This is a genomic window from Saccharopolyspora sp. NPDC049426 (genome assembly GCF_040676935.1).
Classification (GTDB): domain Bacteria; phylum Actinomycetota; class Actinomycetes; order Mycobacteriales; family Pseudonocardiaceae; genus Saccharopolyspora.
In genome coordinates, this window is the sequence record NZ_JBFAPZ010000011.1 from 111,213 (window position 1) to 136,317 (window position 25,105).

General features: G+C 67.0%; 23 protein-coding genes, 4 tRNA genes and 1 pseudogene. 11 read left to right on the top strand and 17 right to left on the bottom strand.

Translation table 11 applies throughout. The features are described 5' to 3' along the window. Window positions 1-100: 100 nt before the first annotated feature. The 5 genes from AB0J78_RS23560 to AB0J78_RS23580 form a co-directional block, all read right to left on the bottom strand. Window positions 101-1,105: a lysozyme gene (locus tag AB0J78_RS23560; protein WP_363792479.1), complete on the bottom strand. Its 1,005-nt coding sequence runs from the start codon at window positions 1,103-1,105 to the stop codon at window positions 101-103. Between the two features lie 370 nt (window positions 1,106-1,475). Continuing rightward, window positions 1,476-1,550: transfer RNA gene (locus AB0J78_RS23565), tRNA-Val, on the bottom strand. 1 nt (window position 1,551) lies between these two features. Continuing rightward, window positions 1,552-1,623 (bottom strand) — tRNA-Cys (locus tag AB0J78_RS23570). Window positions 1,624-1,669: 46 nt separating this feature from the next. Next, window positions 1,670-1,742, bottom strand: a tRNA-Gly gene (locus AB0J78_RS23575). Window positions 1,743-1,877: 135 nt separating this feature from the next. Next, the gene (locus tag AB0J78_RS23580) at window positions 1,878-2,303 is read right to left on the bottom strand and encodes an SsgA family sporulation/cell division regulator (protein WP_093412952.1); all 426 of its coding nucleotides are present in this window, start codon (window positions 2,301-2,303) and stop codon (window positions 1,878-1,880) included. A 953-nt stretch (window positions 2,304-3,256) separates the two neighbouring features. Between AB0J78_RS23580 and AB0J78_RS23585 the strand changes: the two genes are divergently transcribed. Further along, a complete protein-coding gene (locus tag AB0J78_RS23585) occupies window positions 3,257-3,646 on the top strand; it encodes a TIGR02611 family protein (RefSeq protein ID WP_363792821.1) in 390 nt (129 codons plus the stop codon). Between the two features lie 57 nt (window positions 3,647-3,703). Continuing rightward, window positions 3,704-3,775: transfer RNA gene (locus tag AB0J78_RS23590), tRNA-Val, on the top strand. A 98-nt stretch (window positions 3,776-3,873) separates the two neighbouring features. On the opposite strand, the gene AB0J78_RS23595 is transcribed toward AB0J78_RS23590, so the two are convergent. Beyond that, on the bottom strand, window positions 3,874-4,386 hold the full coding sequence (locus AB0J78_RS23595; protein ID WP_363792481.1) for a tyrosine-type recombinase/integrase: 513 nt from the start codon (window positions 4,384-4,386) through the stop codon (window positions 3,874-3,876). A 568-nt stretch (window positions 4,387-4,954) separates the two neighbouring features. Next, window positions 4,955-5,449, bottom strand: a complete 495-nt coding sequence (locus AB0J78_RS23600) for a Gmad2 immunoglobulin-like domain-containing protein (RefSeq protein ID WP_363792483.1) — start codon at window positions 5,447-5,449, stop codon at window positions 4,955-4,957. A gap of 385 nt (window positions 5,450-5,834) precedes the next feature. Here AB0J78_RS23600 and AB0J78_RS23605 point away from each other — a divergent pair, with 385 nt between their 5' ends. After that, window positions 5,835-6,950 carry a hypothetical protein gene (locus AB0J78_RS23605; protein WP_363792485.1) on the top strand — a complete coding sequence of 372 codons (1,116 nt, stop codon included), beginning with the start codon at window positions 5,835-5,837 and terminating at the stop codon, window positions 6,948-6,950. A 214-nt stretch (window positions 6,951-7,164) separates the two neighbouring features. On the opposite strand, the gene AB0J78_RS23610 is transcribed toward AB0J78_RS23605, so the two are convergent. Continuing rightward, window positions 7,165-7,956 (bottom strand): transposase family protein, encoded by a 792-nt coding sequence (locus AB0J78_RS23610; RefSeq protein ID WP_363792487.1) that lies wholly within the window; start codon window positions 7,954-7,956, stop codon window positions 7,165-7,167. A gap of 176 nt (window positions 7,957-8,132) precedes the next feature. Here AB0J78_RS23610 and AB0J78_RS23615 point away from each other — a divergent pair. The 5 genes and pseudogenes from AB0J78_RS23615 (at window position 8,133) to AB0J78_RS23635 (ending at window position 15,243) form a co-directional block, all read left to right on the top strand. Further along, window positions 8,133-9,303: pseudogene (locus AB0J78_RS23615) on the top strand (IS3 family transposase). Between the two features lie 227 nt (window positions 9,304-9,530). Further along, on the top strand, window positions 9,531-9,926 hold the full coding sequence (locus AB0J78_RS23620; protein ID WP_363792489.1) for a single-stranded DNA-binding protein: 396 nt from the start codon (window positions 9,531-9,533) through the stop codon (window positions 9,924-9,926). 645 nt (window positions 9,927-10,571) lie between these two features. Continuing rightward, a complete protein-coding gene (locus AB0J78_RS23625) occupies window positions 10,572-12,065 on the top strand; it encodes a hypothetical protein (protein ID WP_363792491.1) in 1,494 nt (497 codons plus the stop codon). 205 nt (window positions 12,066-12,270) lie between these two features. Beyond that, entirely contained in the window at window positions 12,271-13,728 is a 1,458-nt protein-coding gene (locus AB0J78_RS23630) for a hypothetical protein (RefSeq protein ID WP_363792492.1), read from the top strand. Between the two features lie 117 nt (window positions 13,729-13,845). Further along, complete coding sequence (locus AB0J78_RS23635; protein ID WP_363792494.1) at window positions 13,846-15,243, top strand: hypothetical protein; 1,398 nt, start codon at window positions 13,846-13,848, stop codon at window positions 15,241-15,243. Between the two features lie 56 nt (window positions 15,244-15,299). Here AB0J78_RS23635 and AB0J78_RS23640 read toward each other — a convergent pair whose 3' ends face one another. Then, window positions 15,300-16,172 (bottom strand): helix-turn-helix transcriptional regulator, encoded by an 873-nt coding sequence (locus tag AB0J78_RS23640; protein ID WP_363792496.1) that lies wholly within the window; start codon window positions 16,170-16,172, stop codon window positions 15,300-15,302. A 128-nt stretch (window positions 16,173-16,300) separates the two neighbouring features. On the opposite strand from AB0J78_RS23640, the gene AB0J78_RS23645 reads away from it, so the two are divergent. Next, the gene (locus AB0J78_RS23645) at window positions 16,301-17,206 is read left to right on the top strand and encodes an SDR family NAD(P)-dependent oxidoreductase (protein ID WP_363792498.1); all 906 of its coding nucleotides are present in this window, start codon (window positions 16,301-16,303) and stop codon (window positions 17,204-17,206) included. A gap of 43 nt (window positions 17,207-17,249) precedes the next feature. On the opposite strand, the gene AB0J78_RS23650 is transcribed toward AB0J78_RS23645, so the two are convergent. After that, a complete protein-coding gene (locus tag AB0J78_RS23650; protein ID WP_363792500.1) occupies window positions 17,250-17,606 on the bottom strand; it encodes a VOC family protein in 357 nt (118 codons plus the stop codon). 82 nt (window positions 17,607-17,688) lie between these two features. Here AB0J78_RS23650 and AB0J78_RS23655 point away from each other — a divergent pair, with 82 nt between their 5' ends. After that, window positions 17,689-18,174, top strand: coding sequence for a GNAT family N-acetyltransferase (locus AB0J78_RS23655; RefSeq protein WP_363792502.1), 486 nt, complete (start codon window positions 17,689-17,691; stop codon window positions 18,172-18,174). Between the two features lie 100 nt (window positions 18,175-18,274). Here the strand turns inward: AB0J78_RS23655 and pip are convergent, their stop codons facing one another. The 5 genes from pip to AB0J78_RS23680 form a co-directional block, all read right to left on the bottom strand. Further along, on the bottom strand, window positions 18,275-19,231 hold the full coding sequence (pip, locus tag AB0J78_RS23660; RefSeq protein WP_363792504.1) for a prolyl aminopeptidase: 957 nt from the start codon (window positions 19,229-19,231) through the stop codon (window positions 18,275-18,277). A gap of 82 nt (window positions 19,232-19,313) precedes the next feature. Then, entirely contained in the window at window positions 19,314-19,685 is a 372-nt protein-coding gene (locus tag AB0J78_RS23665; RefSeq protein WP_363792505.1) for a DUF742 domain-containing protein, read from the bottom strand. Window positions 19,686-19,695: 10 nt separating this feature from the next. After that, on the bottom strand, window positions 19,696-20,121 hold the full coding sequence (locus tag AB0J78_RS23670) for a roadblock/LC7 domain-containing protein (RefSeq protein ID WP_363792507.1): 426 nt from the start codon (window positions 20,119-20,121) through the stop codon (window positions 19,696-19,698). Between the two features lie 28 nt (window positions 20,122-20,149). Further along, window positions 20,150-22,426, bottom strand: a complete 2,277-nt coding sequence (locus AB0J78_RS23675) for a nitrate- and nitrite sensing domain-containing protein (protein WP_363792509.1) — start codon at window positions 22,424-22,426, stop codon at window positions 20,150-20,152. Next, window positions 22,423-22,704: a hypothetical protein gene (locus tag AB0J78_RS23680; protein WP_363792511.1), complete on the bottom strand. Its 282-nt coding sequence runs from the start codon at window positions 22,702-22,704 to the stop codon at window positions 22,423-22,425. Before AB0J78_RS23680 ends, AB0J78_RS23675 begins: the two co-directional genes overlap by 4 nt. A gap of 59 nt (window positions 22,705-22,763) precedes the next feature. Here AB0J78_RS23680 and lhgO point away from each other — a divergent pair, with 59 nt between their 5' ends. Continuing rightward, window positions 22,764-23,957, top strand: coding sequence for an L-2-hydroxyglutarate oxidase (gene lhgO / locus AB0J78_RS23685; protein ID WP_363792513.1), 1,194 nt, complete (start codon window positions 22,764-22,766; stop codon window positions 23,955-23,957). Window positions 23,958-23,963: 6 nt separating this feature from the next. On the opposite strand, the gene AB0J78_RS23690 is transcribed toward lhgO, so the two are convergent. Both AB0J78_RS23690 and AB0J78_RS23695 read right to left on the bottom strand, forming a co-directional pair. Beyond that, window positions 23,964-24,665: an ESX secretion-associated protein EspG gene (locus AB0J78_RS23690; protein ID WP_363792515.1), complete on the bottom strand. Its 702-nt coding sequence runs from the start codon at window positions 24,663-24,665 to the stop codon at window positions 23,964-23,966. A 4-nt stretch (window positions 24,666-24,669) separates the two neighbouring features. Then, entirely contained in the window at window positions 24,670-25,056 is a 387-nt protein-coding gene (locus tag AB0J78_RS23695; protein ID WP_363792517.1) for a phage holin family protein, read from the bottom strand. Window positions 25,057-25,105 lie beyond the last annotated feature (49 nt).

Below are 25,105 nucleotides of genomic sequence, written 5' to 3' on the forward strand. Positions count from 1 at the left end.
CCGCACGGTTCAGCGGTCGCTGACAGCGCGCACGCACGAGCGGGCCGCCTGCTGGTCGCAGACGGCCCGCTTCGAAGGAACCTCTCGGCAAGCCCGGACCTCAGCGCGCCAAGCGCTCGAGGCGAGCGAGACCTTCCTTGTACTGGTTGAGGTCCGTGTTGGTGCTGATACCGGCGACCTTGCCCTTGCTGGTGTACTGCCAGAAGTCCCAGTCGCCGAAGCCGTTGGGCACGGAGGGGCTGTCGACATCATAGGAAGCTAGCCACAGCGCGTGATTTCCGAATGCGTCGGTACTACCCATGCACTCCCGCCAGAACGACGGGTTGGCGTAGATGATCGCGTCCTTGCCGGTGCGTTCCTTGACCTTCTCGTTGAACGTCTTGGTCCACTGCTGCATCTGGTCGACGCTCAACCCGTAGCAGCCGCCGGCCTTCGGGTCGACCTCCAGGTCCAGGACCGGCGGGAGGGTCTTGCCGTCAGCCTGGTAATCAGCCGTGTCCAAGAATCGCTCGGCCTGTTCCTCGGCCGAGGACGAACCGGGCCTGGCGAAGTGGTAGGCACCGGCGATCAGGCCGGCTTCCTTGGCTCCGCGGTACTGCTCGCCGTAACGCGGATTCGTGAAGCTGGTGCCGTCCGTTGCCAGCACGAAGGTGAACTTCTTGCCGTCGGCTGCGACCTGGCTCCAGTCGATCTCGCCGTTGTGGTTGGACACGTCGATTCCCTCGACTGGCGGGCCCGGCGGTGCTTCCGGCTCAGCCTGAGCGTCGGGCGCCGGTGGAGCGGCTGCCGACGACTCCGGCGTGACCGGGGCGGCTTGCTGTGGCGGGACCGAGGGGGATGGGATCGGAGCCTGCAGCGCGGCATCTTGCACGTTCGGCTCCGATTGGCCGGGGCTGCCACAGCCGATCATCAGGCCGATCACACCGACAGCAGCAACCGCCACACCGGCCTGCGTCGCACGCCTCCGCGATGCGGGGAGCTTTTCGCGGAGAACGGTCAGGAACGGCGCGCCCCTCTCCCGGAAGCGCCGCGCCGCCGGTGCTTGCCCGCCGGAATGATCGTTGTCTTCGGGGTTTCCAGTTTCGTTCGTATGTTCGGGGATCACGAAACCACACTTCAGTACACAGCGTGATCTCGCCTCGCGGTTTCTACGTATCCAGGTACCTGAATTACCCCAATTCGGGTGAATGGTCCGGACAACGAGTCAACATAGAGTAATACGACTGAAGAGTAGCGCAACGATCATGATGACCGCGCCCGGAACAACGAAGGTGGTGGCACGGCCACCGACAGGGCTGCGCGCTCCAACCGTTCACGGAGTCAGCAGAAGACGACCCCGGCCCCGCATTGAAATGCCGAGCACAGATGGGCCGAACACGGCATGCCAGGATCGACTGTCCTCAAATCGCTCCCAGAATGGTGAGAGCCCCAACCGATGAAACACATCAGTTGGGGCTCTCACCTGGGAACAGCATTGGTGCGCGATACTGGGATTGAACCAGTGACCTCTACCGTGTCAAGGTAGCGCTCTCCCACTGAGCTAATCGCGCGAGGCGGAGGCGGGAATCGAACCCGCGTACAGGGCTTTGCAGGCCCTTGCCTAAGCCACTCGGCCACTCCGCCGGACTCCGCATCCACACCAAAGCCGGCTGGAACGCCAGAGAACCAGAGCGGATGACGGGACTCGAACCCGCGACCCTCACCTTGGCAAGGTGATGCGCTACCAGCTGCGCTACATCCGCCTGCTGCGACATCCCGGCCCGGTTTCCCGGGCCTGTCCGCCGCGTTGCAATGAACTTTAGACCACGCCCAAGATCGGGATCAAAGGGGGTCCCCCCTCCGCCTGGTCACAACCGGGCAGAGCGGTTCTGACCTGATCAGCCCATGTCGAAGGGCAGCAGGCGGGTGAGCGCGTCGTCGACGTCGACCCACAGGTTCTCGTTGCCGGGGACCACCACGTCGTAGGTGCGGTCCAGGAAGTCGGCGAGTTCCTGCGCCGAAGCCTCGAACACGGCGTGGCCGGACGGCGAGCTCAGCTCGATGGCGACGACCTCGGGGTCGTCGACCGCCGGGCGGATCGTCACGTCGCCCTCGCCGGCGTGCGCGATTAGGCCGTCGGCCAGCAAGTCGCGGGCGAAGACCCATTCGACCCATCCAGCGCGGCCCGTGCGGAACGCGGCCACGACGGCGTACGGGTCCTGGGTGTCGTAGCGGAGTTCGACCTGGACCGGCACTGCGGGCGCTTGCGGAGCCAGCAGATCGAACACGGCCGTAGAACGGAGTGTCACGTGATCATTACGCATTGTCCTCCCCTTCCTGCTCCCTCCCGGTCCGTTTATCGACCGAGCAACACAGTTGTGACGCCTCATCGGGCAGATTTACTCGCGACTCCCGCATAGATCACCCGGTCGGGCCACGCCCGAATTCGCTGGGCGACCAAGCGAGTGCACTCCGTGGTCGAAACTCCGGGGGTCGGGGTGGTCGCCGGCACCGGCCGATCCTCTTTCGATCGGACGGGCCCGTCGCCCACGCCGGAGACTCGATCCGTCGCGAACTCTCCCGATCAGAGCGGCCGGCCCAAGGGACCCGCCTCGCCCAGTGACAACCGTCGTTACTTTCTGTAACTAGGTCAACTGTGTCCGAGCCCGGCCTGCAGATCGGTCGCTCACGCCCGGTGAATACCGCCTCCGCGTACCGGCTGACCACCGGGTTCACGCTTCGTCGGGTTCGCCTGACGTGCCTCAAGAATAAGCGACGAAGGGCCTTCGCATTTTCCCGAAAATGCCTCAGATGAGATGTCCACCACGAGATGTCACCGGATCGGGCTAATGGTCTTCACCGCGTTGGTTACAGCGCACGCACAGCACCGAACGCGCGGTCGAGAGGCGGCTCACAGTGTGACCAGGATCGAAGACTCGCCACAGAGTCGAAAGACCCGGCTTGCGACGAACCGGACAATGATCCCAGTCACAATTCAGTCACGGCATCAACCGGCGAGCACCCGTCTGTCCGCTTGACAGCAAACCGCTGTTCACCGGGCCCGGGAACAATGGTCGGTTGCCGACTCGTCGGCGCTGTGACCCACCGCACCACCGGTGGCCGACCCCGACCGTATCCTGAGCACGCGAGCCGACGAACAGCCTTTAGGTGGAGAGCCCTGAACGATCACACCGAGCCGGAAGCCCGACAGACCGGTACGGCACCGGGCGACCACGAGCACCCCAAGCACCCGCGCCTGCACGCGCTGCGTGAGCGCCTGCACGGTTACCGAGCGTACGTCCGTCGCCGCCGGACCCTGAACATCACCTACCGCGTCGTGCTCGGCGCGATCGGAACGGCGGTCCTCATCGCAGGACTCCTGATGATCCCCTACCCGGGACCGGGATGGCTGGTGGTCTTCGCCGGCCTCGGCATCCTCGCCACCGAGTTCCACTGGGCGCACCGGGTCAACATGTTCGCCAAGCGGCACTACCAGCGATGGGTCCACTGGCTGGGCCGCCAGAACCTGGCCACCAAGCTCACGATCATGGCCGCCACCGGCCTGGTCGTCGTGGTGACCCTGTGGCTGCTGGGCATGTTCGGCACGATCGGCGGCTGGCTCGGCCTGCGCTGGACGTGGTTGGCCTCCCCCCTGTTCGGCCCCTAGAAACGATCGTGTATTGTTCTTCTCGTCGCCGGGAACGGCGAACGAACAACAAAACAAGGGCGATTAGCTCAGGGGGAGAGCGCTTCGTTCACACCGAAGAGGTCACTGGTTCGATCCCAGTATCGCCCACAGAACAAAGACCCTGGTCAGAACTCCAATCGGAGATCCAACCAGGGTCTTTTTCATTCCCTCGATGAAGTGGAAGTCAGCAGAAAGTCAGCATCGGATCAGCGAGCGATCAGCGAACCCATTCCGCCGTCATCGTCATCATCATCTCGGAGAGCATCCAGAATCCGATCCCCGCCATCCGTTCGCCGGGTGTAGAGATCCAGCGTGGTCGACGATCGCTCATGCCCAAGCACGCGCTGAACCATGTTCACCGGGACTCCGTCATCGACAAGCCACGTGGCATAGGAGTGACGGAGGTCGTGGAACTTCAGCCCACCGGGAGCCAGCCGCGCCACGGCCTTGACCGCCTGTGCCTCGGTCGCGAACTTCTGCCGCTGCCGCTCCCCCGTCAGGTCCTGCCAGCTGGCCCAGATCGAGCCATCAGGCTCCTTGGTGATCCCACCGAGCAGGCCCGCGCGGACGAGCGCAGGCCGCCAAACCCGCGCTCGGAAGAGTGTCCGGCGATGTGGGTTACCCGCCATGTTGGCGAAGACGGGCGACTGGTCGTCGAGCGTCGGCCACTCGTCGAGGTGCTTCCTGATGATTCGGAGAACCCAGGGCGGCAGCGGCACCGCACGCCGACCCGCCGCGCTTTTTGGGGAACGCCTTGAATGAGGTATTTCCACTGACTTCTACCACTGTCCGGACGACCTTCAAGGGCGGCCCCTGCGGGGCCGCCTACCTGCTGTTTCCCTGGCCGGGGCAGCGGGACCCCGGGCATGCGGCCTCCGGCCGGTCCCGGCGCCCGCGCCCCGGCCACACGGGAAGGCAGGCGGCCCCGCACCGCCAGAAGAAGCCTCCACGCTCAGGCACAACGAGATGTCCTCGCCGGGCGGGCAGGCCAACAGGGTGAGGAGACAGGCAAATCGGCTGCGGTTCGGTCGTGGCTGCTCTGTCCTCACCCCATCGACCTCCACAAGGGCTATCAGCCCGCGTCAAGGGGGCAAGCTTGGGTGCCGGCATGTCCCGGTGGCCTCGGCGGTTGCCCCCTTGACACGGCCTGATGAGGGCTACGCCAGGTCGACGGGGTGAGGACAGAGGCCCTCCCTTGTGAGAAACAGAAAATGCTGAACGTTGCCGCTAACCCTCACTGTCTTCAGAAGGCCCACCCGAATTGAGCGGGGCGGCAACGGTTTCGGATCAGGAGCCCTGCGGCACTCTAATCACATCTCCCGGGTGAAGTATGTTCGGATTCGTGATGGTGCCGGGGTTTGCCGCCACCAGTTGGTGGTAGAGGCTCCCCGAGCCGAAGTACTTGGTAGAAATTCCCCACAGCGTCTCACCGGAGACCACCACGTGTTCTAGGTAAGTGCGATACCCCGGGACGATCTTCGGTCCGAAGACGATAGGCACGATCACCTTGTCCAACTCGGCGCCGTCCCTGGGCGAAACATGGAACACCTCTAGGAACAGACGATCCAGCGTGAAGCTCGCTCCGGCCACATCTACAGCGATCTGAAATTGGCTATGCCCACCTTTGCCGTCGCCAGCCATGAAGTTGCCGGTGGCCTCGTCGTGGCCGTCCTGGATTCGGTAGTTGAAGTTCGCCTCAAACGCTCCACCGGCGACCCCGGCCACTTGAATGCTGTTACCTATCAAGTCATATGTTCTTGGCTGTTGCACATCGATCGTCACGGCTTGTCCCCCAGTCCTACGCGGGATCAACATCTGTCCTGACAAAGCCCCGAACGACGCGTGCGGCATGGTCAACGCTGCGGCCCTGTTTAGCCGGTTCATGCTCTTGACGTCGTTCGCGTCGGCACGACCAGGCTGTCGCTCCGCAGACACTTGCCACGGCCAGAAGTCCTTCATAGAAGGGCTGATCAGGGTAGGAAGCCCTGTACTGGCTCACGACCGCTGCAGTGTCGGCCAGTCGTCTCCCGCAGTTGCGATGGCCCTGATCCCTTGGCTGCGCCGAACGAGTGTACGAGCACTTACCCATTACTGCATGTAGGCGATATTGACTCTGCGTGCACAATTATTAGTGATTCGTCAACGCAGATGCGGAAGGTGATGTCAAGTGACAACGACGGGGATCGTGCCGACGGAACTGCCCGGCTTGCCCGGCTTGCCCTACACGCGAGTGGCGGCGATCAATGCTCACGGGACGAGCGTCGGCACTGCTGACAACGGCTCTGGGCAGTTCCGAGCGGTGCGTTGGGATGCCAGCGGCACTCCCACCGAGCTGCAAGCAAACTGGGCGGGATCACCATCGGCGATCAGCGACCACGCCATCGCTGTTGGCTACATCGATATCGATGGTGGATGGTTAGCGGCTCGCTGGGATGCCGACGGGAACATCACAGAGCTGCCGTCCTTGCCTGGTTATGCCTACACCAGCGCAAATTCGATCAACAATTACGGAATTTCGGTGGGTTTCACCTCTACCCAGCCCAACGTTTTCGGGGGGCCGTATCGGGCGCTTCAGTGGGACCGTGACGGCAACGTCACCGACCTGGGCATTTTGCCCGACTACTCCTACAGTTACGCCACCATGATCAATGCGCATGGCGCTGTCATCGGCTTCGCGGCCATCGCGAGTGACCTCGACGCCCCAACGCGGGGAACGCTGTGGAACCGGCAAGGACAGATCATCGACCTGGGCACCCTCGGTGGGGCGTCGAGCGGGACCACCTGGATCAATGCCCATGGCACGATCGTGGGTTTTGCCGACGACCCCACGCAGACCCAGCCTGTTCGCTGGAATGCCGAAGGTGCAATCACCGAATTGCCATCTCTTGCGGGCTATCAAGCCACGCAGACAGCCGTGATCAACGACCAGGGCACCATCATCGGGAACGCCAGCAAGTCCGGCGAGTTCGGCACCACTTACCAAGCGGTCCGTTGGAATCGCGAGGATCACATCGCCGCACTCGAGCTCCTGCCTAACGGGCTCGATGCCGCGGCACAGTCAATCAACAGCCACGGCACCATCGTCGGCAGGGCAAGGACGCTCGACGCGCCAGGCCAGCCCCGTCCGGTTCGATGGACCAGGGCGGGCATGATCGACGAGCTACCGTCGCCACCTGGCTTCAATGACCTGGAAGCCACCCTCATCAACGATCACGGAACGATCGCAGGCAACGGAATCGATGCCAACGGTCACCCCCATGCTGTTCTCTGGCGCGCCAGCTAGAGCACTTCATCTCCCGGTCCGCTTCAACACATGAAAGCTATGACCATTGTCTCGTTAAGGCGCGTCGCTGCGATAAGGGACGGAAAAAATGCCAACTTATCGCCAACAAGCGACCGCTGATGACGGCAAGTGACACGCCTTCTCGAGACGTGGCCCAACGTCAGTCGGCGCAGGCAGAAGGCGTTATCGGCAAGTGAGCCTTTTCCACTTGAGATCAGTCTGCCTGGATGAGGACCTGGACGGCGTTGATGAGCAGGGGCGCGTGGTGCGGGCAGCCTCGGATTCGACGCAGGATCTTCCAGCTCTTGAGCTGTGCGTTCGCCCGTTCACCGGGTCCTCGTAGTCGGGCGTGGGCGGAGTTGACGGCCTTCTGATTCGCCGACAACCGCGGACGCTGGTCGCCGTCGTCGCGTGCTCGCCGGCGTTGCGGGACTTCGACATTCCGGCCGGCACCGCGGTAGGCGCTGTCGGCGATCACTCGGATCTCGGCAGCCGCGAGAGCGTCTACGAGTCCGTGTTCACGGGCCGCGCCCATGTCATGCCGGGCTCCGGGCAACGCGGGCGAGGCCCAGATCAACCGCCCGACCGGATCCGCGATGACCTGCACGTTCACACCATGTCTCTTGTGTTTTCCCGAGTAGAACGGGCGATCCCGGCCCGTCGCCATGCCGACCCGGTCGATGTGCAACAGCGTTCCGTCGATGATGACGAACGCTTTGCGTGCCGCTGTGGTGATTGCCTCGCTCAACCCGGCCGCCTGGGCAGCCAGGACCTGAAGGGCTTCGCGGATATAACGAAACACCGTGGTGATGCCAATGCCGAACCCGACCGCCAGGTCCGCGTAGGTCTCGCCCTTGCGCAGGTAAGCCAGCACCAGCAGCGCCTGTTGACCCGCTTCCAGTCGCCGCCACCGGGTTCGGCGAACACGGCGCTGGTGGCGTAGAGCCTCGGCCAGCATGTTCAGCGCGCGACTGGACACCGACATCCCCGACGGGTAAGAAAGCACCTCGAAGCTCCTGGTACGGACAGAGTTGATCTAGTCAATCCACTCGTCTACCAGGAGCTTCACTCATCTCCACACTCACCCTCACCAACGCCCGGACCGCACCAAGCCATGAGCCGCCGGAGAGTTCTCGGACAGTGGCCCCAACGTAGGATTGGGACCCACTGACGGGAGTTGTTGTGGCACGGAAGAAAGCTCGGTACTCGCCCGAGTTCAGGGAAGCGGCGGCGAAGGAAGTCGTCGAGCGGTCCCGCCCGGTCGCCGAGGTCGCGCGCGATCTGGGCGTGGTGGAACAGACTCTGGGGAACTGGGTTAAGAAATACCGTGAGAGTCATCCAGAGGATGAGGCGGAGCTGTCAGTTTCGGAACGCGCCCGGATGAAAGAGCTCGAGCGGCGAGTCCGGGAACTGGAACTTGAGAACGAGTTCCTGGGAAAATCGGCGGCCTTCTTCGCGAAGAGGTTCCGGTGACCGAGAAGTACGCGTTCATCGAATCCGAGGAAGGCAACTATCCGATCGTCCAGATGTGCCGGTGGTCGAACGTGTCCCGGTCGGGCTATTACGACTGGAAACAGCGCGGGCAATCCACGTCGGCAGCCCGCCGGGAAATCCTGTCCGCACAAGTGCAGCATGCGTTCGAGCATTCCGACGGCACCTACGGGTACCGCCGTGTCCATGCTCAGCTGGCCCGATGGGGCACCGATGCCGATCTCGAGACCATCCGGTCGATCATGCGTGAGCCGGGGCTCGTCGCCTGCCAGCCGCGCCCGTTCCGGCCCGTCACGACCATCGCCGGCGACGCACACGCCCTACCGGACCTGGTGCGCGGCGACTTCGACGCCGACCGGCCAGGCGTGAAACTGGTCGGCGGTATCACCTATATCCGCACCGCGGAAGGATGGCTGTATCTCGCGACGGTCCTGGACTGCTTTTCCAAAAAAGTCGTGGGATACGCCATGGCCGAGCACATGCGTACCACGCTCGTCGTAGACGCCCTGAAAAGGGCAGCCAGCAACGTCGGTATCGTTAACGACGACACCGTTTTCCATTCCGATCGCGGCACGCAATACCTATCCGCGGAGTTCGCGGCCGCGACCACGGAACTGAAGATCCGCCGCTCTGTCGGACGGACAGGAATCTGCTACGATAACGCGTGGGCCGAATCATTTAACGGAACCCTCAAGAACGAACGCGTCCACCGCACCAAGTACCTCACCCGCGAACAAGCGGAAAAGACATCACCCACTACATAGAACTGCGATACAATCAGCTCCGACTCCATTCAGCGCTTGGCTACCAAACGCCGAATGAGATAGAGTCCGACTGGATCAACCGGAACCAGGCAGCCTGAGATACCCAAAACCTCGCTGTCCGAAGTCTTTCCGGCAGCTCACCAAGTGGAAAACGTTCAGTAACGAGAAGCGTTGGGGCCCATGGAGACGCCATCAGAAGGTTTGCGGTTCACGCACTGCGTGTGAATCACATCACATTTGTTGACGTGTGCTAGGGTGCGGACCCCCCTAGTCAGGCTTTTCCTGGCCTGGATGCCTCTGCTCCGAATCTTTAGCGTCCAGCCACATGGCTTACATCGACGACCCGATCGGACGGCGTGGCAACGTCACCGCAGACCCCGAACTGCGGTACACCACCAACGGTCACGCGGTGGCCACGCTCACGCTCGCGTGCCATCCACGTATCCTCGACCCCACCACCGGCAAGTACCGCAACGCCGAACCGGTCTACCTGCCGTGCGTGTTCTGGCGGCACCTCGCTGAGCACGTCGCCGCCACAGTCACCAAGGGCCGGCTGATCGTCTACGGGTATCTACAAGACCAGGAATCCCGCCGCGACGGCATCCGAGTCACCTACAAACAGCTCAACGCCATCGACGCCGCAGTATCAGTCCGGTGGGCCACCGCCACCGTCTCCAAAGGCACCCGTCAAACCGCCAACAGGGACGACGTGCCACTTTGAGCGTGGCCGAACACTGGTCGCACAGCTGCTATCCGGCCTGATCCGAGCCACCCAGGAGGCAGCGAAAAGTAAGCATCACGGGCACCAGAGCCCGATACCCACCGACACAAAACAGCAGGTCAGCCGTACTGGACGACACGAGTCGTCACTAGAAAACCCCAGGTCAGCGTCCGAGCACGCCGTTCACACCGAAGAGGCCACTGGTTCGATCCCAGTATCGCCCACAGAACGAAGCCCCTGGTCAGAACTCCAATCGGAGAAATGACCAGGGTTTTTTCATTCCCTGCCCGAGTCGGACAGCGAAACCGCTTCGCCTTCTCGGATGAGGGTTCGCAGAATCCGATCTTCCCGCAGGAATTGATGCGGAATCCAGCGCTTGGCGGCTGACGCTCTCCCAGGCAGCATCCTGCGCACCCCCGGCGACGTGGCCGTCAAGGGCAGCAGTTTTGGTCTGAACCTGACCGGGCTAAACGATCATTGACGGTTCGCGGGACTCCCGGATCACCCGGGAATCGTGAACTTCTCACAGGTTTCGCGTTCTGGTGTCGCACCGATCAGGTGACGAGGCGAAAGTCGGTAACACGGACTTGTGAACATGGAACTCTGCCCGTGCCGCCGCTGAGATCAGTGCGGATCATCCCGGGCATGGCCCAGACGAGCGCTGAGCGGCGAGCAGGAACGACAACCCGAACCTGGTCGAAGCACGCACGGCCGACCGCGGTCGTGATCACGTCCGCGTTGGCCGGGGCGCTGCTGTTCCTGATCGCCCGTCGCGGTCTCGGGGACGACGCCTACATCACCGTTGATTACGCTCGCAATCTCGCGTTCTCCGGGCACTGGGGAATCATTCCGGCCCAGACGGCGAACACCGCGACATCACCGCTGCACGTCTGGTTGCTCGCGCTCCTCACGGCGGTCACCGGTGCGCCGGTCATGGCGGTGGGTCTGCTGCTGGTGATCACGACGGCTGCTTCGGGCTTCTGGCTCCACCGGATCGCGGGGTTGACCGGATTGCCTCGACGGGTCCTGCCCCTGCTCGGGGTGGCGCTGCTGGTGTCGAACCCGCTGCTGGCCTCGACGGTCGGCATGGAGACCTACCTCGGGATCGCGCTGCTGATCGCGTTGGTGCGGCACGCGCTACCGGGGAACTGGGTCGCCACGGGTGTCGTGGCCGGAGCGATGATCCTGACCCGCCCCGACTTCGCGATCATCGACCTGGCCGTCGTGCTGACCATCTCCGCATCTCGTCGCGCGCTGCGCAGCGCACTGGTGGCCTTGGCGATCGCTCTGCCGTGGCACGTGGTGAGCTGGTTTGCCCTGGGGTCGGCGCTTCCGGACACGCTCCTGACTCGGATGGACGAGTCTTGGGGAGCGACGTACGCCACCGGGCTCGCGTGGTACTTCCAGCACTGGAGCGCGGCGATCGGCGTGACCGTCCTGCTCCTGCTGTGCGGGCTCGCGGCCGCGTGCTGGGCTTGGTCGGTGAGGGCGAAACGCCCCGGTCCTGCCCAGGCGACGTTGGGCTTCGCCGCCGGTGGTGCTGCCCACGCGATGGCGTTCGCGCTGCTCGCACCGCCACCTGCCCACTGGTACTACGGTCCGGCCGTCGCTGGGTTCGGGCTCGCTGCAGCCGTCGCGGTGTCGGCCTTCGTGCAGCGCGAGCACGGCAACGTCGTGCTCACCGTCGCAACGCTGCCCGTGCTGGGCGCGCTCGGCGTCGACCTCGGGCACGGGCTCCCGTGGACCACGGCGCCCATCAACGGCAACTGGGCGACCGCGGCCCAGTACGAGCGCATGGCCGAGACGATCTCCGCTGAGAGGCCCGGCTCGACGATCGTGAGCCCCGCCGAGGTGGGAACGCTCTCCTACTTCTGCGAATGCAGGATCGTCGACGACCTGTCCGATCCCGGCCGCACCGCGGAGCACATCTCCGAGCAGCTCGACCGGGCCGGACCGGTGACGCGGGCGTTGCTGTCCATCAACTACCTGCACCGAGCACCGGCTGAACCGATTCCCGCCGAACACCGCATGGAGTGGGAGAACCAGCCCGTTGACGGACCCGATCAGTGGCCGGCCCGGCTGCCAACCGACCCGGACGCTCAAGTGCGGATGCGGCTCGTGCCCTTCCACGCGCCGTGAACGGCGACCACCGCGAGGTGGCGAATCGGTTCGGGCCAGAACCGTCCCCTGAGGACGAGCGCGGATCTGAGAAAAGTGAACATATCGGCGCTTTCGCGTTCCCGCCGGAGAAGGCGATCACCTTTCGCGTGGTTGTTGATCGGAAAGCCGCGGGCATACGAATGCGCATGCGGTCTACACCCACCCGCGCTGCAACTCTTCGCTCATGCTTGCTACGGGTCCTTCGGTCATGCGCTCCGAGCAACGAACCGACCCGGCGCAACGAGATCGTCTGGAGTGGTGGGCAGCCGGTTTCGGCGCCGCGGCCGGAGCGGGTCTGATCCTGCTGGCACATCGGGCGCTGGCCGACGACGTCTGGATCACCCTGACCTACGTCCGCAACCTCGCCGAGCACGGGCACTGGGGCCTGATGCTCGACCAGACCTCCAACACGCAGACCTCGCCGCTGAACGCCTGGTTGCTGGCCGGGATCTTCTGGGTGGTCAGGAGCCCCGCGGTCGCGGTCGGGGTGCTGCTGGCGGTCACGCTCGCGGTCACCGGCTGGTTGTCGGCGCGGCTGGCGCAGCGGATCGGGGCTTCGGCCGCGATGCCGTTCGCGGTGGTGGCGCTGCTCGTCAGCACACCGCTGGTGGTGTCCACGATCGGGCTGGAGACCTACCTCGGGATCGCGATGCTGGTCGGGGTGGGGCACCACGCCCTCGCGGGCCGGTCCGGGGCGACCGGGGTGCTGTGGGGTCTGGCGGTGCTGTGCCGGCCCGATCTCGTGGTGCCCGCGGGTGTGCTCGTCGTGGTGCTGCTCCGGCGGCAGCGGGTTCGCGCGGCCGCGATCGGTGCGCTGCTCGCCCTGCTGTGGCACGTGTGGTCGTGGGTCCACCTCGGCGGGTTCGTCCCGGACAGCACGTTCATCAAGGTGTCCGAACCCGGTTCGCACACGATGCTCACGGCGCCCCTCGGGCTCTTCGCGCGCTTCTACCCGGTGAGCACGGCGCTCACCGCCGTCACGGTCGGAGCCGGGCTCTGCGGCGGGATCTGGGCTTGGCACCACCGCCGATCGACCTGGGCGCGGGTGGCGCTGGCGTTCCTGCTCGCGGGGTGGGCGCACTGGGCGGCGCTGCTGAGCATCGGCGCGTATCCGCAAACCTGGTACTTCGCGCCGCTGGTGGCCTGTTCCGCGCTGACCGCGTCGATCGCCATCGCCCGCATCGATGGCGTGCTCTGCTGCGCGGGAACCGCGCTGCTCGCGGCGTTCTCCCTCGTCTCCGCCGGTCTGGCGCCGTGGGCGGCGATGCCGCTGGTGTTCAACATCGCGCGCAGCGACCAGTACCTGGCGATCGGAGCTGAGATTCCCGCGCTCACCGGCGGCAACCGGGTCCGCGGACCCGGCGAGATCGGGGCGCTCGCCTACGGTTCGGGCGGTCTGGTGGTCGACCACTTCGGCGACCGGGGACTGTTCAAGATCCTGCTCGACCAGCGGAGCGGGGCCGCGGGCGAGGACCTGCTGCGGCTGAACTGGCTGCACCAGCACCACGCGAGCCCGCCGCGGCTCGACTACGAACTCCACTTCGCGTCGCTCCTCCCGGACCCGCCCGGCCAACTCGTCAAGACCTGGCAGGTCGACCTGCCCGCCCGGGGCTCGGACCAGCTGGTACTGGTCAAGCGCTAGGACGCTCCACGTCGGGGAGTTCGACTCTCGCGGCGCCGTTTCCGGTGTTGCGAGGACTCCGCGGGACCGCTCTCTCTATGATGCGGCGAGAAACGCTGCAGGCGGAGGAGATCCCCGGTGAGTGACGACGGAAACCAGACCAACCCCTGGCATTGGTACGAGTACGAAGTCGGACTGGCCGGTGAGATCGCGCGCGCCTGCGTTCGCTCCCTGACCTCGTTCCTGATCGGCCTCGGATGCGCGTTCGCGCTGATCATTGGAATGGGCTTCCTCGCCGAGGAGGACCTGCTCGACGATCCCGGCCTCGAGGAGGCCGTCGACCACCTCAGCCGCATGAGCATGGGCGTTCTGCTGGCGTTCGTGCTGGTCGTGTGCGCCGCTGGTGCGGTGGCCAGCTTCCTGCGGGAGTCGACCACGTCCAAGGCGATCGTCAACGCGGCCGAGCGGGGCGCGTCCCGCTACGCCGTTCCTTCGCCCGACCAGGTTCGGTCTGTCACCGGGAAACCCGCGGAGGCGCTCGCCTTCTTCGGCTGGGCGAACGCGGCCCTGGCCGGCTTGCTGGGGGTGATCGGGCTGATCGTGGTGCTGGTGGACGGCGACGCCGAGAGCGCGGTGATCTTCTCCCTCATCACCGGCTACGCCTTGATCATGGCTTTCGTCGGCTATGCCAGCACTCATCTGCTCACCCCGGCCCACGAACGTCGCCATGCCCGGATCGCCGCGCATTGGAGTTCGAACGACGAAGGACACGCCTGGAAGCCGGCGAAGCAAGCTCGCCGTGACGGTGCGGGCAAGAAGACCCCGTCCAGGCCGTCGATCGCGAAGCGGTGCCTCTACGGTGCCGCGGGTCTCTGGCTCGGGGGTGTCCTCGCGCTGCAGATGTCGGTGTTGACGCGCTGCGCGGGCTCCCCGGGGACCACGAAGTACGAGTGCGAGGAGACCACCTACTCCTCGCCGATCGAGACCCTGATCGCCGGGGGCGTCTGGATCTTCGCGGTCCTGATCTCGCTGGGCCTGCTGCTCGCGGCCATCGGCGTGCTGTTCGACTGGAGGCAGCGCGGGTCCGAACGTGCCGAGCTGCGCACGAGTTTGGCCGACCCGAGCTCCGACCGCCCTGCCGAGGACCTGCTGGCCTACCACTCGCAGCGGCAGACGCATCCGCTGGCGCTCGTCGGCGCGACGATGTCCGGGGCGGGCCTGGTGTTCAGCACGTCCTCCTACCTGGTCGGCCGCGGTCTGGGACTGGGTTCGGAGGAGGTCTTCGCCCCCCATCGCACCGAATCGCTCGTCGGGATGGTCGTCTCGGTGGCCTTGTTCGTCGCCGCCCTGCTCGGCACCGGCATCGTCAACGTGCGCGGTCGCGAACTCCGCAACGCCCTCATGGAGCGCTGGCCCTCGTCCCCTTACTGGTCGGCCGATGGCGACGGGAAGGTGCAGCGCGCCAAGCGCGGCCCCGCCCTGCACGGCTCGCGCGAGGTCAAGGTCGGCAAGAACAAGACCTCGGACCCGCGGTGACGCGCCCTTTCGGACGGCGCTGGCTCAGCGCCCGCTGAGCAGGCAGCTCGTTGCCCTCATGCTGGGCCGCCGGGGCTCGGAACCCGTTGCGGCGCAGAGCGGGTGGTCTGGCCGCAGGTGACGCGGAGGAGGTCGAGTTTTCCCGCGTCGGTGGTTCCGGTTGCTGTGGTGTAGGTGACCATGCGGAGGTCTGCGCCCGGGGACAGGAGAACGTCGCAGTCAAGTCTGATCTCGCCGACGTCGGGGTGGTGGATCGTCTTCTGCTCGCTCACGTGCTGAGCAGCGGACTCCGTGACCCAGTGGTGTGCGAAGGCTTCCGATTCCGCGCGGAGGTCTCGGATGAGGCGGTTGAGCCGGACGTCGGCGGGATAGCGGGAGACGGCGTCTTTGAGGTCGGCGACGATCGACGCTTCGAAGACGTCGAATCCGCGTTCCGTCTCCACCGGCGGCAGGGCTGGGCCATCGCCGAACAAGGCTCGGGCGAGGTTGCGTTGCTCGACCGGGATCGCGGAGGGATCGCCGTTGAGCGCGCACCACATGGCGTTCCACCACACCAGCGTCCAGTCCGCCGTGAACACGCCGATCGGGACGTCGCCCAGGCGCACGGCGAGCCGCTGGATGCTCGCGGGTACGTGGGCGCTGATCGTGCCGTCCTGCGGCGGCAGGAGTCCGGCGCTGCGGTAGAGCTGGTCGCGTTCGCCCCGGGAGAGCTGCAGGGCCCGGGCGAGGGAGCCGACGACCTGGGCGGAGGGGTTCTTCGCGCGGCCCTGCTCCAGACGCAGGACGTAGTCGACCGAGAGCCCGGCCAGCTGTGCGAGCTCCTCACGCCGCAGTCCGGGCGCACGCCTGCCGCTCGTCGCGGCGAAGCCGACGTCGACGGGTGAAAGGCGGTCGCGCCAGCCGTGGAGGAGCTCGCCGAATTCAGACATGAGTCCATTCTGGCGGCGCAGCGATCGTTGAGCCTGGGTACTGCGAGTCCTAGGGACGTCCAAGTCACTGGCCGACGGCGGCGAGCACGAGGAAATTCGGTGTGCACCAACCAGCGAGGGAGCCTTCCGTGCAGCACACCACCGTGATGACCGGCGCGAGCCGCGGTATCGGCCGGATCGCCGCCGAGCACATCCTGCACCAGTCGCCGGACACCCATCTCGTCGTCGTCGCCCGCGACTCCGCCGACACGCAGTTCGGCGGCAACGTCTCGTACGTCGTGGCGGACCTGAACTCGCTGAAGAGCGTCCGATCGGCCGCTGCCGAGATCCGGGACCGGCTCGATCGCGGTGACCTGCCACCGCTGCGCCACTTCGTGGGCAACGCGGGCATCCAGCACACCAACGACCTCACCGAGAGCCCGGAGGGGATCGAGTCGACGTTCATGGTGAACGTGCTCGCCAACCACGTGTTCGTCCGCACGCTCGAAGACCGCTTCGCCGGCAGCGGCCGGATCGTGGTCACCGTCAGCGATACGCATTTCGGCGATCTCAAGCACAACATGGGCATGGTGCCCAGCCCTGCATGGGACTCACCCGGTGTCCTCGCCCGGACGCGTGCCTTCCCCAAGCCCGAGACCGCAGCCGCAGGGCGTACCGCGTATTCGACCAGCAAACTGGCCGCGATCTACCTGTTGCACGAGTACGCGCGCCGCCTGCCTGCCGGGGTCGACGTCATCTCCTACAACCCGGGGTTCGTCCCCGGCACCGGTCTCGCCCGCAACGCTGGTCCCCTTGACCGCTTCCTGATGCGCAGAGTCCTGCCGCTGCTGGCCTTCACACCGTTCGGGACCCACCGCGACGATGCGGGCCGCTACCTCGCCGAGGTCGTCCTGGGCAGCACGCAAGCCCCGACCGGCTCCTACGTCGACCGGGACGAGGCGACCCGCTCGTCGGCGGAGTCCTACAACCCACAGCGCGAACAGGAACTCTGGGACGCCGCCGAACGACTCATCGCACTCGATCTGGCCGAATGATGCGCATCGGCTCGGCTTCGGGAAGAGCGTCGAGAGCGCTGACTCAGCGTCCGCTGAGCAGGCAGAACTCGTTGCCCTCCGGGTCGGCGAGGACCACCCAGGTGACGCCGGATGGCTGGCCGACGTCCACGCGGCGGGCACCGAGGGATTCCAGGCGCCGCAGTTCGTCAGCGGTGGAGCGGTCCTCGGCGCGGAGGTCGAGGTGCAGGCGGTTCTTGATCGTCTTGGGCTCGGGCACCTCGAACACGTCGATGCGCGGCCACGCGCCGTCGGCAGCGCCGATGGTGATGCCGCCTTCCTCCCGGTCGACGACGTGCCAACCGAGCACGTCGCACCAGAAAGCGGCCACCTTCTCTGTGTCGTGGGCATCGATGGCGACAGCGGCCAGCCGACTCGACATGCGCCGAGTATGACCAGCGGACCCGGGGATCGCACTCGAATTCCGTTGCGGCAGGCGCGCGCGGGGTCGAATGATGTCGGGCATGGACAAGATCGTGATCCGGCCCGCCGGCCCCGATGATGTGGTGTTCCTCGAGGACATGCTGGTGGAGGCGGCGAACACGCCCAGCCATCCGGGTCGGAGCCGCGCTGAGACGCTCGCCGAACCGGCCGTCGCGCACTACGTCGAGGGGTGGCCGCGCGCTACCGATCTCGGAGTGGTGGCGGAGCGCTCCGCCCGCCCGATCGGGGCCGCGTGGCTGCGGTACTTCGACGAGACCGCGCCCGCCTACGGGTTCGTCGGCCCGGACGTCCCGGAGCTGGCGATCGGTGTCGATGCCGCGAGCCGAGGCGGCGGAGTCGGCCGGAAGTTGCTGCGCGCGCTCTTCGAGTCCGCGAGAGCGCGGGGCATCGCCCGGATCAGCCTCAGCGTCGAGCGCGCGAACCCGGCCGCGCTGCTCTACGCGGCCGAGGGGTTCACGGTCGTGGAACGCCGCGAGCACGCCGACACCATGCTGCTGAGGCTCTGAGCCGCGAGGTGTTCAACCGGCCAGCCTGCGAAGTGCAGGAAGGATCCTGGTGCGGAATGCCCTGCGTCGCTTGCACTTTGCGGTTTCCCGGGTCGTTGGATCAGCTCGCGTAGTGGTCTGTGGCGTTGATCAGGGCTTCGAGGATTCCCGGTTCGTCGTAGGCGTGGCCCGCGTCGGGGATGATCCGCAGGTCGGCCTCCGGCCAGGCTTCGGCGAGCTCGAAGGCGGTGAACGGCGGGGTGATGACGTCGTAGCGGCCTTGGGCGATCGTGCCCGGGATGCCGTGCAGGCGGTGGGCGTTGGCGAGGAGCTGGCCTTCGGCGAGCCAGGCGCCGTGCACGAAGTAGTGGGTTTCGATGCGGGCGAAGGCCGCGGCGAACGCGGGATCGCCGAAGTTCTCGACGAGTTCCGGGCGTGGCAGCAGGCCGATCAAGCTCGCCTCCCAGCGGCTCCAGGCGATGGCGGCGCGTTCGCGGGCCTCGTCGTCGGGGTCGTGCAGCATCCGGTGGTAGGAGCGCAGCACGTCGTCCCGCTCGGATTCGGGCACCACGGCGAGCAGGTCCGCCCAGCGGTCGGGGAACAGGTTGGCGGCGCCGCGCGCGTAGAGCCAGTCGAGCTCGGACCGGCGGCAGGTGAACACGCCGCGGAGCACGAGTTCGGAGACGCGCTCGGGGTGGGTTTCGGCGTAGGTCAGCGCCAGGGTGCTGCCCCACGAACCGCCCAGCACCAGCCAGGATTCGATGCCCAGGTGTTCGCGGAGGCGCTCGATGTCGGCGACCAGGTGCCAGGTGGTGTTGCTGCTCAAATCGGTGCCGAGAGCTCCCGCGTCGGGCGTGCTGCGACCGCATCCGCGCTGGTCGAACAGCACGATCCGGTAGGCCTCGGGGTCGAAGAGGCCGCGGTGCGCGGGCGTGCAGCCGCCGCCGGGACCGCCGTGGAGGAACACCGCGGGCTTCCCGTCCGGGTTGCCGCTCTCCTCCCAGTGGACGAGGTTGCCGTCGCCGACGTCGAGGTGACCGGAGGCATGAGGTTCCCGCTGCGGGTGGAGATCGCGCATGCCCGCCATCGTGCCCCAGCGGTCGGCGGCGCGGGGGTGGTTTTCGCGGCCCGACCTGCGGGACGTGATCACGGGCGTCCCGTCAGAGGCGACGAACGCCCTCCAGGACCGCTTCCAGGAGTTGGCGGTTGGGTCGTTGGGCTTGACGGGACGCCTTGTCCGTGACGAGGTCACCGCGGTCGATCAGGTCCGACACCAGGACCTTGGCGACCACGATGGGCGTGTCCAGATGCGCGGCGACCTCGGCGATGGACATCGGGCGCACGCACAGGCGCAGGATCTCCTCGTGCTCAACGGAAACACCGCTGCGATCGGCACCGCTCCACGACGTCAGCAGCTGGGTGGCGACGTCGAGTTCCGGTCGTGCCGGGCGGGTGCGACCGTGCACCATGGCATACGGTCGCACCAGCGGCCCGGACTCCTCGTCCAGCCAGAGCTGGCCGTCTTCAGACATGGGAGCGCCTTCACTGCTGGCGCAGCTGCGACACGGCATCCACCCTCGGGGCCGCGCTCAGGTACTCGCCGACACGGATCACCATCAGGTTCATCTCGTAGGCGATCATGCCGACGTCCGCGTTCTCGTCACCGAGCAGCGCCATGCACGCACCGGCACCCGCCGCGGTAACGAACAGGAACGCGGTGTCCAGTTCCACAACGGTCTGCCGGACGCCACCGCCGCCGAAGTGCCTGCCGGTCTCCTTGGCCAGGCTCTGCAGCGCGGAGGCCATGGCCGCCAGGTGGTCGGCGTCTTGCGGGGTCAGTCCCTCGGACCTCGCCAGCAGCAGCCCGTCACCGGAGAGCACCACCCCGTCGCGGGCGCCCACGACCCGGTTGACCAGGTCGTCCAACAACCAGTTCAGGTCATCGTCAGAACCGATCTGTTCGCTCATTCCTGCGCTGCTCCTCGAAATCGTCGGGTCAAGCTCGGTCGCGGCCGCCGGCCCGGCGCGCATCCAGGGTTCCGCGTTGGAACGCCGACATGGTGCCACGGGTCCGCTCGGGCTGGAGCGCCGCAGTGTCCTGCGCAACTCCGCCGTCGGGTTCGTCGCGCAATTGCGGGGCCAGGTTCTGCTGGCGGTCGCGGCGCGGCAGCTGGGGCCGCTCGGCGTCGGGATCGTCCGACGGGAAGCGCGGTTCGAACTCGGCCACGGGCTCCTCGACCGCGGTCACCGGGGCGGTCCGCGCCTCGCGGACCACCGACTGCCCGGTGGCGCGTTCTCGGGCCTTCTCGGCCAACTGCGACATGCTCTGCTTGTCGCCCTGCGCCGCCTCTTCGGCGACGATGTGCGGTGGCAGCAGCACGAACGCCACCGTGCCCTGCTCCTCGGCTTCGCGGAGGTCGACCTCGATGCCCCGGCGAGCCGCCAGGCGGGCGACCACGAACAGCCCCAGCCGGGAGTCCCCGCGACGCGTGATGTCCTCGAAGCGCGGCGTGGTGGCCATCAGGACGTTGGCCTCGTCGCGGTCGGCGGGGCGCATGCCCAGGCCCTCGTCCTCGATCTGGATCAGCACGCCGCGCGGCGTGTCGCTGCTGTAGACCTGGACCTGGGAACGAGGCGGCGAGTAGGACGTGGCGTTGTCCATCAGCTCGGCGAGCAGGTGGATCACGTCGCCGACCGCAGCGCCGACCAGCGAGATCTCCGGCGCGGAGTGCACCCGGATCCGGTAGTAGTGCTCGGTTTCGGCGACCGCGGAGCGGATCACGTCGATCAGGCGCACCGGCTTGCGCCACTGCCGACCCGGCTTCTCACCCGCCAGGATGATCAGGTTCTCGGCGTTGCGCCGGGACCGGGTCGCGAGGTGGTCGAGCTGGAACAGGCCTTCCAGCCGTTCCGGGTGCTCCTCGCTGCGCTCCATCTTGTCCAGGGTCTTGAGCTGGCGGTGCACCAGACCCTGGTTGCGGTGCGCGATGCCGAGGAAGACCTTGTTGGCGCCTTCCTTGGCCTGGTTCTCCTTGACCGCGGCGACGACCGCGGTGTGGTGAGCGGTGTTGAACGCGTCGGCGACCTGGCCGATCTCGTCCGCGCCGTAGTTCAGCGGGGTCAGCTCGGCTTCGATGTCGAGCTCTTCGCCGTGTTCGAGCCGCTCCATCACGTTGGGCAGCCGCTCGGTGGCCAGCAGCAGGGTGTCGTCGCGCAGCTTCTCCAGGCGCCGGACGAGCACCCGGTTGACCAGCACCCGCGCGTTGCGGGCGGCCAGCATGATGCCCAGCAGCATGGCGGCGAGCGCGACGAGGCTGCCGACGATCACGCCAATGAGGTGTCCGCCGGTGTTGCTGACGGCCATCAGCGCGCCGGAGCGGACCTGCTCGACGGCGAGGGCCGAGAGGTCGCCCGCGACCTGCGCGGAGTTCTGCCGCCAGGAGGCCTCGTCGACGGCGAAGCGGCCGGGGCGCTGCGGCGGGTGGCCGATGAGCTGGTCCTCCTGCTGAGCGACGCTCGCCCAGGCAGGGCCTCCTCGCAGCCGCTCGGCAATGTCTCCGGCGCGCGGTTCGGCGGCGGGGATCTCGGCTTCAAGGGTGTTGCGGTAGGAGCCGACGAGCTGGGCGAACTCGAGGTGGGCCGCGGTGCTGAACTCGCCGTCGGCGAGCGCGATGGTGCCGACCGAGGCCGCCCGCGACATCTGGTCGGCGGCGCGGAACAGCTCGGTGCCCACGTGCCCGGCGTGGCCGCTCTCGGTGTCGGCGACGGTCTCGGTGTAGGACTCGAACACGTCGAGCCCGGCGTCGAGGACCTGGTTGTAGTAGTCCAGGGCCTGGGTGCGGCCGGTCTGACCGGATTCGGCGCTCTGCCGCTGCTCGGGCAGCTCGGCTAGCAGCCCGTCCAGCTGCTTGATCTTGCCCGCAACCTCCGGGGAGGCGGATTCGCCGGCGACCCGCAGCGTGCGGCGCATCTCGGCGACGGCGCGGTCGGTCTTGGGCCGCTGGGCGGCCACGGCGGTCGGATCGGCTCCCGGGCCGCTGAGCCCGTCGACGACGAGCCGCCGCTCCTCCTGCAGGGCCGCGAAGGCGTCGGCGCTCGGGAGCGCCGCGTCGCGGATCTCGGTGGCGATCAACCGGGAGTGAAAGCCCTGGTAGATCGGCACCGCCGAGAACGCCAGCCAGATGGCCAGCAGGATGATGCTGGGTGCCAGCCCGACGCGGGTCAGGCGGGCCCGGATCGTCTTGTGCTCACTACCCGAACTGCTCCGCGTCACAGCGCCTCGTAACCGTCGAACCGGTCGCGGTTCGGCGCACGTTCGCCGGAATCGCGACTCAACTCAGCAGGGCCCGCGACCGGGGATGCGGCGCGGAATTTGGCATCAGCATGAGGCACGCGAGTCTGGAACTCACCGCTCGTGACCAAGCCGATACCACTGTCAGCGTCGAACATCGTTCGCCCGACAGGATGAACGAACCCTAGCACAGGGTGATCTTGAGCCCCGATGAACGTCATCTCCCGCGCAATCCCGAGAAACGTGCGACCGAGGATCATGCGGACATTTCGAGAGGTCGATTCTGGAATCCGCGCATCCGATCGCGCAGGATGGCGGCATGACCAACGACGTGGCGATCATCGGCGGCGGAATCGTGGGCCTGGCCACGGCTCACGCGCTCATCGAGCAGCAGCCCGACCGCCGGATCACGGTGCTGGACAAGGAACGTCACTGGGGCGCGCACCAGACCGGGCACAACTCGGGCGTAATCCACAGTGGACTCTACTACCCGCCGGGCAGCGCGAAGGCGCGGTTCGCACGAGCCGGCGGTGAAGCGATGTACCGCTTCTGCACCGATCACGGAATCCCCGTGCGCCGCACCGGGAAAGTGGTGGTCGCCACCTCGACCGATCAACTGCCCCGGCTCGCGGAGCTGCAACGCCGCGGCACCGCCAACGGCGTGCAGGTCAGCGAACTCGACCAGATCGGTCTGCGCGAACGCGAACCCCACGTGCGCGGGGTGCGGGCGCTGCTGGTCCCCGACGCGGGCATCACGGACTTCGCGGCGGTCAGCGAGAAGCTGGCAGAGCTCCTCGCCGAGCGCGGAGTGGACCTGCGACCCGCCACCGAGCTGCTCGGAGTCCGCCGCGACGGCTCCGACCTGGTGCTGCTCACCGACCGGGGTGAGATCCGCACCCGCCGGGCGGTCAACTGCGCGGGGCTGCACAGCGACGCCGTCGCCGAGCTCGCCGGGACCACGCCGCCCGCCCGCGTCCTGCCGTTCCGCGGCGAGTACTACGAGACCACGTCCTTCAGCCGAGACCTGGTCAACGCGCTGGTCTACCCGGTTCCCGACCCCGCGTTCCCGTTCCTCGGCGTGCACCTGACCCGCATGATCGACGGCAGCCTGCACGTGGGCCCGAACGCCGTGCCGGCGCTCTCGCGCGAGGGCTACCGCTGGGGCGCGATCTCGCCGTCCCACCTGCAGCGACTCGCCACCGACCCGGGCCTGCGGGTGCTGGCCAAGAAGTACTGGCGCACCGGTGCGGCCGAAATCGCCCGCTCCGCCCTGAAACCCCTGTTCCTGCGGGCCGCCCGCACCCTGCTGCCCGACCTGCGCGGCCACGACCTGCTGCGAGCCGAGGCGGGCGTGCGCGCTCAAGCCGTCACCCCCGACGGCACCCTCGTCGACGACTTCCTGGTGGTGGAGGACGAGAACTGGGTCCACGTCCTCAACGCTCCCTCCCCCGCCGCGACGGCGTCCCTGCTGATCGGCAAGGACCTCGCCGCCCGGCTGCGATCCCGGGGCTGAGCGCGCTCAATCCCGGGACTGGGTGAGGTCTTCGAGGTATTCCTGCAGGGTCTTGCCGAGCAGGTAGGTGTCGGCGGGGGCGACCATGGTGAAGGTGTCGTCCGGCGATTCCGGGATGACCGCCGAGCGGCCGGTGGGCGAGTGCCGGATCTCGATGCCGTGGCGCCAGCGCTGGAACTCGCCGCCCTCGCCTCGGTAGGCGACCGCCAGCCGGGCTTCGGTGTCGTCGCCGCGGGCCAGCAGGTCGGCCACGGCGCGGGCGTCGTCGGTGGGGACCTCGCGCTGCTTGAGCTCGTAGGCGAGCCAGTCCGCGGCCTGGTCCCGTTCGGCGGTCTCCGCCCGCGCTTCGACGAGTTCGCGCGTGGGGACCGTGACCTCGCAGCCCTCGGCGGGTTCGCGCTTGGGCAGGCACGCGACGAGCGCGGGCCAGGGCGCGTCCGGGCGGACGACCTCGGCGGTCACGTCCTCACCGGACACCCGGACCCGCACTCCCCCGCCATCGCCGACCGCGACGACCGCGCGCAGCTCGGGTTCGTCCGGGACGCACACCTCGGCCAGGCCGAAGACCGACGCGCGCGAGAGCGTGCTCGCCACCTCCCGCCACTGCTCGGACACGTCACCGGGTTCCGGTGCGACGCCCAGGAATTCGGCCACCTCGTCGGCCACGTCGCCGAGCAGCGCGGCTAACTCGCGCAGTCCGCACTGCACCGACTCAGTCCCCCTCCGGCTGCGCGATGCGGCGGACGATGCCGGCCAGCGCGCTGCTGACGATGGACACGATCAGCGCGCCCCAGAAGGCCGCCCAGAAGCCGTCGACGTGGAACGGCAGGTCGAGCTCGCCCGCGAGGTAGCTGGTCAGCCAGAACAGCAGGCCGTTGACGACCAGCCCGAACAGGCCCAGCGTCAGCACGTAGAGCAGGCAGCCCAGCGTTTTGGCGATCGGCTTGAGCACCAGGTTGACCAGGCCGAAGATCACCGAGACGGCCAGCAGCGTCAGGACCTTGGTGGTGGTGTCCTCGCCGGAGAGGTCGATCCCCGGCAGGGCGGTGGTGATCCACACCGCCACCATCGTGATCAAGATGTGCAACAGCAGTCCCACAGCGCCTCCCTAGTCGATCTACCGGAAACGCTACCGCCGAACGCGCTCG